Annotated in this window: 11 protein-coding genes; 9 read left to right on the forward strand and 2 right to left on the reverse strand. The window is 37.6% G+C overall.

Features of this window, described 5'->3' with window-relative positions:
- Nucleotides 1–9 precede the first annotated feature (9 nt).
- Nucleotides 10–684, reverse strand: a complete 675-nt coding sequence (locus AC1DNH_RS07400; RefSeq protein WP_477610303.1) for a LytR/AlgR family response regulator transcription factor — start codon at nucleotides 682–684, stop codon at nucleotides 10–12.
- A gap of 224 nt (nucleotides 685–908) precedes the next feature.
- On the reverse strand, nucleotides 909–2,447 hold the full coding sequence (locus tag AC1DNH_RS07405) for a sensor histidine kinase (protein ID WP_477581520.1): 1,539 nt from the start codon (nucleotides 2,445–2,447) through the stop codon (nucleotides 909–911).
- Nucleotides 2,448–2,798: 351 nt separating this feature from the next.
- Here AC1DNH_RS07405 and AC1DNH_RS07410 point away from each other — a divergent pair, with 351 nt between their 5' ends.
- The 9 genes from AC1DNH_RS07410 (at nucleotide 2,799) to AC1DNH_RS07450 (ending at nucleotide 13,575) form a co-directional block, all read left to right on the forward strand.
- Nucleotides 2,799–3,146: a Spx/MgsR family RNA polymerase-binding regulatory protein gene (locus AC1DNH_RS07410; protein ID WP_029279935.1), complete on the forward strand. Its 348-nt coding sequence runs from the start codon at nucleotides 2,799–2,801 to the stop codon at nucleotides 3,144–3,146.
- Between the two features lie 68 nt (nucleotides 3,147–3,214).
- Complete coding sequence (locus AC1DNH_RS07415) at nucleotides 3,215–3,955, forward strand: carboxypeptidase-like regulatory domain-containing protein (protein ID WP_477581522.1); 741 nt, start codon at nucleotides 3,215–3,217, stop codon at nucleotides 3,953–3,955.
- 116 nt (nucleotides 3,956–4,071) lie between these two features.
- The gene (locus AC1DNH_RS07420; RefSeq protein ID WP_477625286.1) at nucleotides 4,072–6,057 is read left to right on the forward strand and encodes a M1 family metallopeptidase; all 1,986 of its coding nucleotides are present in this window, start codon (nucleotides 4,072–4,074) and stop codon (nucleotides 6,055–6,057) included.
- Nucleotides 6,058–6,176: 119 nt separating this feature from the next.
- Nucleotides 6,177–6,584, forward strand: a complete 408-nt coding sequence (locus AC1DNH_RS07425) for a RidA family protein (RefSeq protein WP_477581527.1) — start codon at nucleotides 6,177–6,179, stop codon at nucleotides 6,582–6,584.
- Between the two features lie 331 nt (nucleotides 6,585–6,915).
- Nucleotides 6,916–7,527 (forward strand): class I SAM-dependent methyltransferase, encoded by a 612-nt coding sequence (locus AC1DNH_RS07430; RefSeq protein ID WP_477581529.1) that lies wholly within the window; start codon nucleotides 6,916–6,918, stop codon nucleotides 7,525–7,527.
- A gap of 20 nt (nucleotides 7,528–7,547) precedes the next feature.
- Complete coding sequence (locus tag AC1DNH_RS07435) at nucleotides 7,548–7,769, forward strand: VF530 family protein (protein ID WP_230144600.1); 222 nt, start codon at nucleotides 7,548–7,550, stop codon at nucleotides 7,767–7,769.
- Between the two features lie 300 nt (nucleotides 7,770–8,069).
- A complete protein-coding gene (locus tag AC1DNH_RS07440; RefSeq protein WP_477608958.1) occupies nucleotides 8,070–10,886 on the forward strand; it encodes a TonB-dependent receptor in 2,817 nt (938 codons plus the stop codon).
- 432 nt (nucleotides 10,887–11,318) lie between these two features.
- Nucleotides 11,319–12,563 (forward strand): chromate efflux transporter, encoded by a 1,245-nt coding sequence (chrA, locus tag AC1DNH_RS07445; RefSeq protein WP_477625287.1) that lies wholly within the window; start codon nucleotides 11,319–11,321, stop codon nucleotides 12,561–12,563.
- Nucleotides 12,547–13,575, forward strand: a complete 1,029-nt coding sequence (locus tag AC1DNH_RS07450) for a sulfotransferase family protein (protein WP_477581535.1) — start codon at nucleotides 12,547–12,549, stop codon at nucleotides 13,573–13,575. Before chrA ends, AC1DNH_RS07450 begins: the two co-directional genes overlap by 17 nt.
- Nucleotides 13,576–13,579: the final 4 nt, after the last annotated feature.

Genomic DNA, 13,579 nt, shown 5'->3' on the forward strand with positions numbered 1-13,579 from the left:
TAAATTGCATTAAGTAAGTTTAATATTGGTATAAGTTGCCCCGATAGGAATAATTTTTTCTCCAATCCAAATCTGGCTGCGATCAAATTTGGATATTTTATTTTTAGCCACAATAAAAGCCCGGTGACAACGGATAAAATCTGCTTTCGGCAACAGTTCAGCCAAATCGTTAATGGTAATCCTCGAGCTTAAAAGTTTGTCTTTTAGCTGTATTTGGGTGTAGTTGCCTGAGGCCTCCACATAAAGGATTTCGTCCAACTCCACCTTAATTTGCTCGTAACCATCTTTTACGAAAATATATGCTGTTTTTGTTTCCTGCTTCTGGTTGCGCAGGTTAAAGAGTTCCTGGGTTTTATTGCAAGCCTTTAAGAAACGCGAAAGTGAAAAAGGTTTTAGCAGATAATCTACAGCATCGAGTTCAAAACTCTGCACAGCATGCTCTGTGTAGGCCGTTGTAAAAATAACCATTGGTGGCTTGCTCAAACTCTTTAAAAAATCAATTCCACTGATATCTGGCATTTTGATATCCAGAAAAATTAAATCAACCTTGTTCTGCTGAAGATAGCTGATGGCTGCAAAAGCATCTGTAAAAGTTTGTTGCAATGTTACAAATGGAACTTTTGAGGCGTGAGATTTTATAATCTCTAGTGCAATCGGTTCATCATCTATAGCAATGGCAATCATTTTTTATTTTTTTCTTTGTGTTTTTCTCTTCTGTCATGCCGACGAAGGAAGCATCTCTAGGAGAGCTCAAAGGAGATCGTCATTTCGACCGTAGCGGAGAAATCTTTTAAACTTCGGTCAAAGATTTCTCCATTACGCTGCGCTCCAGTCGAAATGACGAATCACCCAAATTTATCAATTTAAATTATTTACTCGTTTATTTGATTTCTGAAAGATACGTATCACTAATCCAATTGCAAAGTTAAATGAACAAAAAACTCATTGGCACTTTCGCGGATAATCAATTCATGTTTTCCGTAATAAAGTAATGATAAACGTTGTTTAACATTTTCTAGTCCGATGCCACTTTTTAATTTCTCGGGGTCATTATCTGCCTTAATGTAAATGCTATTGCTTACATCAAAATATAAAGTTTTTTCTTTGGTTTGCAAGGTGATTTTAATGTACGAAGGCTGTTGCAAGCTAATACCATGTTTAAATGCATTTTCAATAAATGGAATCAACAGCATCGGCGTAATCTGCAGGTTATTTAACTGCTCTTCAATATGTGTATCAATCCTGATATCTGCAGAGCGAGAGGTACGCAGCTTTTGTAAATCAATATAGTTGTTCAGGTATTCTACCTCTCGGGTTAACGAAATTTTATCCTGGGTATTTTCATGGAGCATAAAGCGCATCATATCGCCAAGTTTCTGGATCCCTTCGCCCGTTCTTTCTGCATTTTCCTGCAAAGCTGTTCCGAATAAGGTATTTAAAGCATTGAATAAGAAGTGCGGATTGATCTGCGATTTTAAGAAATTTAGGTTTGCATCCGATTTGCCCAATTCCGTTTTGAGCATCTGAATCTCGCTCTGTTTTTCAAATTTATGTTTGTAAATATACCATGCAGATGGCGTAGTAATGCAGATTAAGCATATTGCGTTTAAAATTAAGGTAATCGGCACTACAGCACCATTGCGCATAAAAGGGATAAGGACGATCGACAGTAGGAGTGAGAGGATAATGGTTAAACCTACATTTCCCCAAAAATACCGGCCAAAACCTTTAAAATCCTTTCTCAGGTTTGGAATAACGTAATAAATAGAGCAAAAAGCTAGAAAGATATTTACCGGTGGTACAATTACCCAAACAATCAGTATTTCGTAATCTATTCTTACTGAAAGTACGGCTGCAAAAATCATGAGCGAAATCAGCCAGATTTTGGTGCTTACAAAAAGCTCAGGAACGATGTTGTTATGGTAATTTTTTAATACCGGGATTCTTTTTAGTAATTCTAGGCCCCGCTCATTAAAATAGGCATAAGCATTAAAGAGTAGATATAAAAAGAAAATATAAGTAAAAGCTTCGCCAAAAAAGATTCCGTAAGCGTTATCGATGTCATCATATTCAACCAACCTGTATGCTTGAGAATAGGTGTTGTAAACCATCCACGCTACTACAGAGAACGCTGTGACCAAAACCGTAAGAATAAGATTAAGTGTTATGTTATTCTTATTTGCAAGTTGGGGCATGAGGCAAAAATTGAACAATAAAAAGCTGATATATAAACTGGTGATCTTAAATAATTCTGGAATAAAGAAGTTTGCCATTACACTATAATCAATACCGCTTTCTTCAAAACGATAAGAATTGCCCGAGTTATAGATTGTGGATGAGCAGATACCAATTAGGGCCAGCACATATAGCGTTGTAGAAATCCAAAACTCAAGCTGGTTGATGCTTTTGGTTTTTATTGTTGATGGGTTACCTGATAGAATTACCATTTGTTTTAGTTTATACCACAATTTTACGAAGAGAATTTACATCTATATTTAAAATGTGATGGATGGGGCAAAAAATGGGATGAATGAATAGGATTTTTAGGATTATTTGATTTTAAGATCGGTTTTTTAGCGTTGTCAACTTTCTTCGTTGTGCTGTCAGATGTTACCATCTGACTGATAGTTGGATTCATACCCGAATGAATAATTACGATTAGTGTCAAATAGAAATATCTGACACTACATCCAGCGCCACAATAAAATAAGGATCTTCAAAATATTAAGTATAAAGCTAAACAGTTTATTAACTTTGCTTTTACATTCAGTCACCCATTAAAAATTCATTCATTCAATATGACCGTTTACGGAATTCCAAATTGCAATACAGTTAAAAAATCGCTCGATTGGTTAAAAGCACATCAGGTTGATTTTGAATTTCACGATTTCAAGAAAAAAGGCATTACAACTGAAAAATTAAATGAATGGTGTAATACCTTTGGTTGGGAAACGGTATTAAACCGCAAAGGTTTAACCTGGAAAAAACTCACTAAAGAAGAGCAGGCTAAAATTGATAACCAAGATTTGGCAATAGCTTATTTAAAAGAAAATACCAGCGCAATAAAACGTCCGATTATTGAGCAAAACAACAAAGCCATATTAATTGGATTTGATGATGACAATTATTTAAAAACACTAGCCTGATTCAATTGTTCTAATGTTAAAGTTTGTTAAATGCAGCTTTTAAATGTCGAACTAAGTTACTTTTGAGTATGTACAAACTGATCATTTTTCTATTGCTTGCCTTGCCAATTGGCGTTTTTGCACAAACGGTAACTACAGGTACGGTTTTCGATTACTCGAAAAAAACGCTCTCTCTTCCTGGTGTTAGTATCAGAAACCTGAACAGTAAAAAATCAACGAGTACAAATAAAGAAGGTAAGTATGCCATTGGTGCCAATATTGGCGATCTTTTAGAGTTTTCTGCCGTTGGCTATCATACCGATACGCTGTACTTAACCAACCTCTTAAATAGAACGATATATCTTCCGGTTAAATCGAACAGTTTAAAAGATGTAAATATTACAGCAGTGCGGATGAATAGTCAGGTTACAGATGCGAAAGATCCATTAGCGGAAAAATATACGCTATTGAGTACGGGTGGAAACCTAAACCGTAAGCGTATAACCGACAAGGTTGGGGGCTTAAACCTAAACCTTGGCTATGGTAAATATAGAAGACAACAACGAAAAGAGGCCGATTTGGAGGAAAAGGAAATGTATCTCCAGGAAATTGATGAGAACTTTACCGCAAAGGCCATTACGGATATGACCAAGCTAGAGGGTGAGGAACTTAAAAACTTCATGATTATTTATCGCCCCTCAGTAGAGACAGTAAAGGCAGAAAGGCCATACCGCTATGCTTATTATATTTCCCGCGCCTTTGTAGCGTGGAAAAAATTAACCCCGCAAGAAAGAAAACTACAGGATTTGCCGAAGTTAAAAGCAAATTAATATACTTAATTACTATCGGTAGCATTGTAGCGATTATTGGTAACATTATAACCACATATAAATCTATATGTGGTTATTTTTTATATTTACCGCCTGATTACAACCTTATTATTATCATGAAATTGACTAAACTAATAACTTTATGTTTGATTTGTTGCGTTTTTGCCTTTTCTGCATCGGCCCAACAAGCTACAACACCGGCACCAGCTACCAATTATAACCCTGCTGAAGCCTTTGGACCATTATTTTATACACAAAACGGGAATGAATTCCGCTCTGCAATTGGCGCACCCGGACCAAAATATTGGCAGAATCGCGTTGATTACAACATTACAGCTAATCTCGATGAAACTAAAAATACGGTTACGGGTACCGTTACCATTACTTACAAAAATAATAGTCCCGATAAATTACCCTATTTATGGCTGCAATTAGACCAGAATACTTTTAAAGAAACTTCACGTGGTTATGCCATTACACCAACGCGTAGCCGTTATGGTGCACAAGGTGAAAAATTTGATGGTGGTTATAAAATCCAGAACATCAGTGTATCGCAAAAAGCTGCTGCTGTAAAATTTACTTCTTTGGTAGAAGATACGCGCATGCAGATCCGTTTAGATCAACCAATGGCAGCTAATGGTGATATTGTAACTGTTAAAATGGACTATTCTTTCGTTATCCCAAAAGAGGGCTCGGACAGGACAGGACATTTAACTACAAAAAATGGTGAAATTTTTGCTATTGCACAGTGGTTTCCACGGATGTGTGTGTATGATGATGTGCTAGGATGGAATACTTTGCCTTATTGGGGCGGCGGTGAATTTTATTGCGAATATGGCGATATTAATTTTGCCATTACCGCACCGGCAAGCCATATCGTAATGGGCTCGGGCGAATTGTTAAATCCTGCCGAAGTTTTTACACCAGAACAATTAAAAAGATGGAATGCCGCTAAACTTAGCGATGCTACCATTCATATCCGTACAGAAGAAGAGGTAACAGATCCAAAATCCCGTCCGGCGAAAGATAAATTAACCTGGAGATTTAAAATCTTAAATGCACGCGATGCGGCCTGGGCTTCATCTAAATCTTTTGTGTTAGATGCAGCAAGGATCAATTTGCCAAGCGGTAAAAAATCCCTAGCCGTTTCTGCACAACCAGTAGAAAGCAACGGTGTTGATGCATATGGCCGTGGTGTAGAATATGTAAAATCTACCATTGAGCACTACTCAGCCAAATGGTTCGAATATCCATATCCAATGGCAGTTAATGTGGCTACCAATGTAGGTGGCATGGAATATCCTGGTATTGTTTTTTGTGGTTGGAAAGCTAAAAAAGCAGGTGCATGGGGCGTAATCGATCACGAATTCGGCCATACCTGGTTCCCTATGATTGTGGGTTCCAACGAACGTAAATATGGTTGGATGGATGAAGGCTTCAATACTTTTATCAACGGTATTTCTAAAAGTAGTTTTAATAAAGGTGAGTATGCCGCTCAGCCAACCGATATGAATAAAGTTGGTAAAAGCACCATCGGAAATCCGGTTTATGAAAACATGATGTTAATGCCTGATGGTATGGCAGAGCGTAATATAGGTGTTAATTTATATTATAAACCAGGATGGGGCTTAGATATCTTGAGAAATCAGATTTTAGGTGAAGATCGTTTTGATTATGCTTTCCGTCAATACATTAAAAACTGGGCATTTAAACATCCAACCCCATTTGATTTCTTTCGTTCGATGGAAAATGGTGCTGGCGAAGATTTAGCCTGGTTCTGGAGAAGCTGGTGGTTAAACAACTGGAAAATGGATCAGGGTATTGCTGGTGTTGAGGCCGTTAAGAAAGACGATAAATTGGTGGGCTACGCGATTAAAGTTGTAAACCTGGAGAAAATGCCAATGCCAATTATCCTGCAGGTTAAAACCAAAAGTGGTAAAACGGATATCGTAAAAGTTCCGGTTGATGTTTGGATGAAAAATGCGACTTGGTTGGTACGTTATCCAACAACTGAAGAGATCGAATCCGTTACCTTAGATCCTAATAAAGTATTGCCAGATTCGAACACAGATAATAATACCTGGACAGCTACGGGTAACTAATTAAGCCTGATAATTATTATAGCCTCCTGATTTATAAAGATCAGGAGGTTTTTTATTGCAAACAACCGACGGTTTACTATTTCTTATCGAATAATTTAGCACCTGTTAATTTATAGCTAATGGAAAAACCTACTTTAGAAATCACCAACCCCGCAGGGATATACGATCCCCGTCCGCATGGATATTCTCACGTTGCTTTAGTTTCAGCCAATTCCTCACTTGTATTTGTTGCAGGCCAGGGTGGTAGCAGAATGGATGGCATACTGAGTGATGATTTTAGGACTCAGGTAAGTATTGTATTCGAAAATATAGCTTTGGCTTTAAAAAGCAAAGGCTTAACCATGGCCAATATTGCAAAGCTCACAACATTGGTGGTGGATTATGATGAGGCGAAACACGAAATCCTGATCAAAGAATCGAACAAAATATGGCCTGATCAGAAATTTCCGGTAAACACTCTTATTCCGGTACAAAGATTGGCCCTAACTGGCATGCTGATCGAAATTGATGCTACGGCTATTGGCTAATTTACAAACTGATGTTGTGTGTTTTTGGAAATGAAGGGTTCCGTTCTCTTGGAGGTTTTCAGTCCCGCTTTCCGTTCAAAGTCCTCGCTGCGCTGCGGGCTTCCGCTTCAATCGGGTTTAGAAACATCGCTTCGATGCCTTGGCACCATGCTAGGAGCAGACCTTTCATCCTAAACCTGATAGTAGCGGGCATCCCGATTCTTCATCGGGATAAAGCGGATGGCAGGGCTGCATTTGCCAAGAACCATTGCACGTTTGTTTCCAAAAAAATATAGCTATAATTAATTTGATGTTGCTAAAGCATTAATAATAAATTGAAAAAATTATACAGATGGAAAAAGGAGAACGCAAAAATGTTTATAAGGCTTACAATAAGATGGGTAAATGGTTTGCCGAAAACCGCTATGCTGGTTTAGAAGAGAAAACCTATTTGGACGATTTACTTAAGCGAGTGCCTCTAAATGCAAGTATTTTAGATTTGGGCTGCGGCAGCGGAAAACCTATATTGGAATATCTGATCAGCCAAAATGTAAACGTTCTCGGAATCGATGCCAGTACACAGATGCTAGAATTGGCCAGACTAAATTTTCCAGACACAAAGTTTATGCTGAAAGATATGCGTAAACTTGATTTAGATGAAAGATTCGATGCAATAATTGCCTGGCACAGTTTTTTTCATCTCCCGGCAGCCGATCAGCCTGGTATGTTCAGTATTTTTAGACGTCACCTTAAACCAAATGGCATTTTGTTGTTTACCTCGGGAACGGATAGAGGAGAGGTTTGGGGGTTGAACGGTGGTGAAAACTTATTCCATGATTCTTTAGACACAGATGAATATCGATCATTGCTTGAATCCAATCACTTTGAAGTGCTTAGCCATATCATAAACGACCCTGATTGTGGCGGTGCAAATGTTTGGATGACACAATATAAACCCCGATAATTTTGCCTTAACTTTGCAGCATGGCCGAACAGCAAAAAAACAATCCCTTACACGGTATCACCTTAGAAAAAATTGTAACCGATCTTCAGCTACACTACGGCTGGGAAAAACTGGGATCACTGATCAGGATCGATTGTTTTAACAACAACCAAACGATAAAATCGAGCTTAAAATTTTTAAGAAGAATGCCCTGGGCGCGTAAAAAGGTAGAAGAATTATATCTTGATACGTTTCATAAATAAGATCTAATGTGCTAGTGATCAAACTCAACATTTGTTCAGTTCATTCTAACATTCAACCATTCTGTCATTCAATAATTATCTCACCTTGCAGCCTTTCCTTTAAAACGCTCAATAATCAAAGCCCTCAGACTTCAGAAGTTTCAAAGGTCGGTGTAGGAGCGAACTTCGGAAGGCGGCCTGCCTAAGGGTTATTTAGAAAAAAAATATTTTTTCTGTCACACTTTTCAGTTTTTGGTGTCTTATAGTTGAAACCTTAAAAAGGGCTAATCAAACAAACCAACAAAAAAGACAATCTTAACTATGAAAACCTATTTATGGATATTGCTGTGCGTATTATCTACGAAAGTATTCGCACAACAGACGGGTAATATAAATGGAAAAATCATTGATGCGAAAACCGATCAACCTATTGAATATGTGGGCATTATTTTGTCCGGTAAAACTGATTCGACCAAAAAAGTAGGTGTAATAACCAACAAAGCCGGAGAATTTTCTTTTAATGCGGTTGCCAATGGCGACTATAAAATCAGGATTTCGGCCTTAGGATATAATTCCATCACCAAAAACATTAATTTGAACGGAAAGGCTGTTAACATTGGCACTTTAAAATTAGTAGAAGATGCCATTACCTTAAAAGATGTAGCTGTAAGTGGCCGTTATGCTACAGCCACTGTAAAAAAAGATACCATAGAATTTAATGCCGATGCTTATAAAACCAGGCCAAATGCAGCGGTAGAAGATTTATTGAAGAAGCTTCCAGGTGTAACCGTTGATAAAGATGGAAGTATTTTGGTGCAGGGACAAAAAGTTACCCGCTTAACTGTCGATGGTAAGGATTTCTTTGGCACTGACCCTAAAACGGCAACAAAAAACCTCCCTGCAGATGCGATTGCCAAAGTACAGTTGATTGACAGCAAAACGCTGGAAGCGAAAGCCACTGGCATTGACGACGGTCAGCGCGAAAAAGTATTGAACCTCACCATTAAAGAAGATAAGAAAAAGGGCTGGTTCGGTAACGCCAATCTTGCAGGAGGAACAACCGATAAATATGGAAGTTACTTAAGTGCCAACCACTTTAACAAAAACCTGCAGTTTGCTGTTCTGGGCATGAGCAACAATACCAATGATGCGAGTTTCGGTTACGATGACCTGAGTAGTTTCAGCGGTGGAAATATCGGAAATATTTTTGCCCCACCTGCGGGGGGAAGTTTCTCCATCAATAACAATAACGGCAAAACAACCATTGGCGGCAGTGGGGTTTTTGATAACAATGCCATTGGACTCTACACCACACATAGTGGAGGCGTAAACTACAGTAATTCCTGGGGCAAAAACAATAAACTGTCCATCAGTGGAAGTTATTTTACCTATTTTTCTTCGGGTTTAGGTAATAAATTATCCAATATCCAGGACTTAAGCGCTGGCGATATTTTACGCACCCTGGATAATACCGACCGCAATAGCAATAATCAAGCACACCGCTTTAATTTTAAGGCAGAATACCACCCTGATTCGTTAACCGATATGGTATTCCGGCCAAATGTGATCCTCAACAGTAACACCAACATCAACAACCGTACATTCAAGGCTAATTTTGATGCTACAGGAAAAGCAAATGATGGAAGCCAGTATTACAATCAGCATAATTTCACCCCATCCTTATTTGGCGAGTTTACCGTGCTGAGGAGATTGGCCAATAAAAAAGGCTCGGTTTCGCTCCGGTTAAATGGTACACAGAATACCTTTAATTCTGACTGGTTAAATCAATCGCTGCTTCATCAATATGTAAATGGTGATACTGCCGTTACCAATATCAATCAGCTAGCGAATCAGGAAAATGCCTCAAAAACCTATACCATCAACGGAAATTATGCCCGGCCATTAAATCAAAAATGGAGTGCCAATCTTGCTTACGGTTATACAAGAAGCATTGTTGATGCGCAGCAGATTACCTTTGATTATAATCCGACTACCGATCGCTACGAAAGCATTGTGCCATCCTTAACCAATATTTTCGATAACCATAACAGCCAACAAGTTGCAGGTTTAGGGTTTATCTACACCGGAAAGGATTGGACCTATAATTTCGGTTTCAATGCACAGGAAAGTTTGTTAAATGCCAATGTATTTAATAATGTAGGTGCCAATATTGGCAATATTGAAAAATCGTATTACAACTTATTGCCGCGTTTAACGGTCAATTTTAAAAATAAAGCGAATCAAACCATTGCTATCAATTACCGGGCAAGCGTTAATCTGCCTTCAGTTACCGATCTGCAGCCTGTACAGAACAATACCAATCCATTATATCAAAGAATCGGAAACCCTGATCTCGAAGGCCGGAAAAACCATCGCCTATCGGTAAACTTTAATACCTTTAGTCCAGATAATAACCGCTATTGGAATGGATATTTCCTCTACAACTTATCTTTTGATGATACCGGAAATGATATTACCTATAACAATGGTATCCAAACGGTGAAGCCGATTAACGTAAATGGTAATTATTACCTGCGAGCCGGAACATTTTTTGGGATGCCATCAAAACTTAAAGGTTTAAGGACTAATTATGGTGCAAATTTCTTCACTGAACATAGAACAAACTTTATCAGCGGCGCTAAAAACATTACCAACAGGTTCGAAATTGGACCAAATATTAACTGGAGCTACGATATTGATGATAAATTTAATGCTGGTATTTTTGCTTATGTTGCCTATACCAAAATAAATAATTCGGCCGAATTGGCGATCGACAATAAATATTTTACGCTAAATAACACCTTAAATCTAAGTTACGAGTTCATTAAAGATTTACGGATAGAAGCTGATTTGAATCATATCGGTTCAGCTGGCCGCGCTGATGGGTTTAATAACAATTACTTTTTACTTAACGCGGGCATAAACAAATATTTAATGAAACGAAGGGTAACACTGAGTTTAAAAGGTTTTGATATCCTGAACCAGAATACCAGCATAGATAGAGTTGTAAATAGCAGCCGGATTGAAGATGTAAGGTACAACAACATCACCCGGTATTTTTATTTATCGCTAAATTACAAGTTAACCAAAGTGGGCGCAAACAACCAAAGGAGCAACCCACGTAATACGGTAAATTAGCAAAATCTTTTAGGTTTAATAAGGCCGCTGACAATTACTTCTGATAAGTAAATGTTAGGGGCTTTGTGTTAGGTAATTATTAAAGAATCTCCACAAACTTTTGTCGATATTTTCTTTGTGTTAAATTAAGGCATTTTAAGGCGCAAATTTCTTAACGCCCATAGGAAAACATAAGGTAAGGATTAACTCACATCATCCGCAGAGTTTGTTTTTTAACATTTCATGTTGTTCTGATATGAAAATGATAAATTTCATGGTTTAATCAAACGTTTGCGTTGTGTTTAAGTGGTTTATGCATTCAAAATCGCATAAATTAGGTTCTTAAACAAAAAAGCAATAGCCAGGCAGGCCTTTTTTGAAATCTGACTCACGCTTATTGCGCAAAAATTAATGGTATATTGTTTAAGCATTCTAGTTAATCTTAAAAAGAAGATGGAGTTATCAGTAGCAGGCGATATAACCAAAGAAAAAACAACACTTAAATATCTTTTCTTCACCTTTCTTAAAATTGGCTGTGTAAGCTTTGGCGGACATATGGCTTTGGTCTCGCTGATTCAGCGCATTATGGTTGAGCAGGATAAAACCATTAATAATGAAGATGTACTAAACAGCGTAACAGTAGCTTCTTTTATGCCTGGTCCTATGGCCGTAAATGTTGTGGCCAATATTGGTTATTCTTTAAAAGGTAAACTAGGTGCTGCGGTGAGTATGTTCGCTGTTTTGCTACCGGCAAGTATTTTAATGCTTTGTTTGGCTTATGTTTATTACTCAAATGGGCTCAATATATCCTGGAGCTTGATGATGCAATATGTAGGGGCAATTGTAAGTATGATCATTTTGTCGACAGGATTACAGTTGTTTAAAAAAGAAATTTCCCTTAATTACGGTAAAATCTTTCTTTTTTTGATAGCTATAACGCTCGATCTGATTAAAGGGAATTACCTCGTAACAATTGTTCTTATAATCATTGGAGCCGTTGCTGGGCTGGTTTTTGATCAGAAAGAAAACAACTATACTGAGGCGATAACTAGTTTTAAGCGGAAGTTTAAACTTAGGTTAAAGTCATTTTCGTTTATTGCCGTTACTGTTTTGTTCATCAACCAGGTTTTATTTATTACTGGTGCATTTAAATCTTATCAAAGCATCTATTTTAAGATCGGAACCATTTTTTCAGGCATTAGCATTTCCTTATTTGGAGGTGGATACCTCGTTATCCCCATTATGCAGTCGTTACTGGTAAAAGATATGAAGTGGTTGAGCGCAAGGGAATTGATAGATGTAATCGCTTTTAGTCAGGTTACACCCGGGCCAATTCTGGTGAGCTCAACATTCATTGGTTTTAAGTTAGCCGGTTTTTTAGGTGCACTGGTTGCTACCTGTAGTATGTTTGTTCCATCTGCTATTTTAATGATTGTTGTTTCAAAAATCTTTAATAAAACCAAAGATCACCCCTTGATCAAAAGTATGATATCGGGAATTAAGGTGGTGGTAATCGGCCTGATCATATCATCAGCTATAAAAATATTATTATTGCAGCCACGAACACTTTTGGTTGGAGCAATGTGTGTAGTTTCATTAATATTAAGCTATAAGTATAAATTAAGCCCGGTATATTTAATACTCGGCGCTATTTTTTTGGGAACAGTATCGATTTTATATAATGGAAAGCTTTTTTAAACCAGATGGTATCCAGATCATCGGAACGCAAAGATCTGGTTCCAACTTACTCAGGGTAATATTAGACCAATCTAATCAGATTGCCTCTCCGCACCCACCTCATATTTTGGTCACTTTTGTGCCATTGTTAGAATTATATGGTTTTTTAACCGAAGCAAAATATAAGATATTAATTAACGATGTTGTAAATTATGTTAGGGCTAATCCTGTGCCATGGGATGGCGTTGAGCTGGATGAAGCTTGGATTTATGAAAATTCAAAAACTTACAGCCTTTTTGAGATTAACCGATTGGTATATGAAACTGCCGCAATAGCAAAAAAAGCTAAATATTGGTGCTGTAAGAGTATGGCCAATGTACACTATGCTGCTGATTTGGAAATGCATTCGCCTAATCTGAAATATATTTATTTATACCGTGATGGGAGAGATGTTGCCCTTTCTTTTAAAAAAGCAATTGTAGGCGAAAAGCATATTTATCATTTAGCTAAACAATGGCATAAAGATCAAAGTGCCTGTATCGAACTTTCGAAAAAGATCAGCAACGATCGTTTTTTCTCTTTAAATTATGAGGAGTTAATTGCAGATCCGGCAAAGCTTATTCAAAGTTTATGTAGGTTTTTGGCAATTGATTACGCTGAAACAATGCTCGATTTTCACAACTCAAAAGAATCGCTAGCCACCGCTAATGCCGGCGAAATGTGGGAAAATCTGGCTAAACCGATTATCAAAGATAATAGTGGTAAATTTCGGAGAGAATTGAGTACAGCAGAAATCGACATATTCGAATGTATTAATCACCAAACCTTAACCGATTTGGGCTATGTTTTAGATCGCCCTGAGAATAAAAATAAACTAATTTCTGGTGAAGAGGTAGAGCAGTATGGTGTTGAAAATGAACTTCTTAGGAAAGACGTCCTGTTAAGTGCCCGTCAATCTGATCTTGATAACAGAGGACCTCAACTGGAGATATTAAAAGAAATTAAGGCTAAGAATTTAGCCGTAAAAGTTTAGCGTA

The organism is Pedobacter sp. 01N310, from assembly GCF_056399805.1.

What these genes read in the sequence shown, in the direction of transcription:
- AC1DNH_RS07440 (WP_477608958.1), top strand. Translation starts at nt 8,070, where the DNA reads ATGAAAACCTATTTATGGATATTGCTGTGCGTATTATCTACGAAAGTA.
- AC1DNH_RS07435 (WP_230144600.1), top strand. Translation starts at nt 7,548, where the DNA reads ATGGCCGAACAGCAAAAAAACAATCCCTTACACGGTATCACCTTAGAA.
- AC1DNH_RS07430 (WP_477581529.1), top strand. Translation starts at nt 6,916, where the DNA reads ATGGAAAAAGGAGAACGCAAAAATGTTTATAAGGCTTACAATAAGATG.
- AC1DNH_RS07425 (WP_477581527.1), top strand. Translation starts at nt 6,177, where the DNA reads ATGGAAAAACCTACTTTAGAAATCACCAACCCCGCAGGGATATACGAT.
- AC1DNH_RS07410 (WP_029279935.1), top strand. Translation starts at nt 2,799, where the DNA reads ATGACCGTTTACGGAATTCCAAATTGCAATACAGTTAAAAAATCGCTC.
- chrA (WP_477625287.1), top strand. Translation starts at nt 11,319, where the DNA reads ATGGAGTTATCAGTAGCAGGCGATATAACCAAAGAAAAAACAACACTT.
- AC1DNH_RS07400 (WP_477610303.1), bottom strand. Translation starts at nt 684, where the DNA reads ATGATTGCCATTGCTATAGATGATGAACCGATTGCACTAGAGATTATA.
- AC1DNH_RS07405 (WP_477581520.1), bottom strand. Translation starts at nt 2,447, where the DNA reads ATGGTAATTCTATCAGGTAACCCATCAACAATAAAAACCAAAAGCATC.
- AC1DNH_RS07415 (WP_477581522.1), top strand. Translation starts at nt 3,215, where the DNA reads ATGTACAAACTGATCATTTTTCTATTGCTTGCCTTGCCAATTGGCGTT.
- AC1DNH_RS07450 (WP_477581535.1), top strand. Translation starts at nt 12,547, where the DNA reads ATGGAAAGCTTTTTTAAACCAGATGGTATCCAGATCATCGGAACGCAA.
- AC1DNH_RS07420 (WP_477625286.1), top strand. Translation starts at nt 4,072, where the DNA reads ATGAAATTGACTAAACTAATAACTTTATGTTTGATTTGTTGCGTTTTT.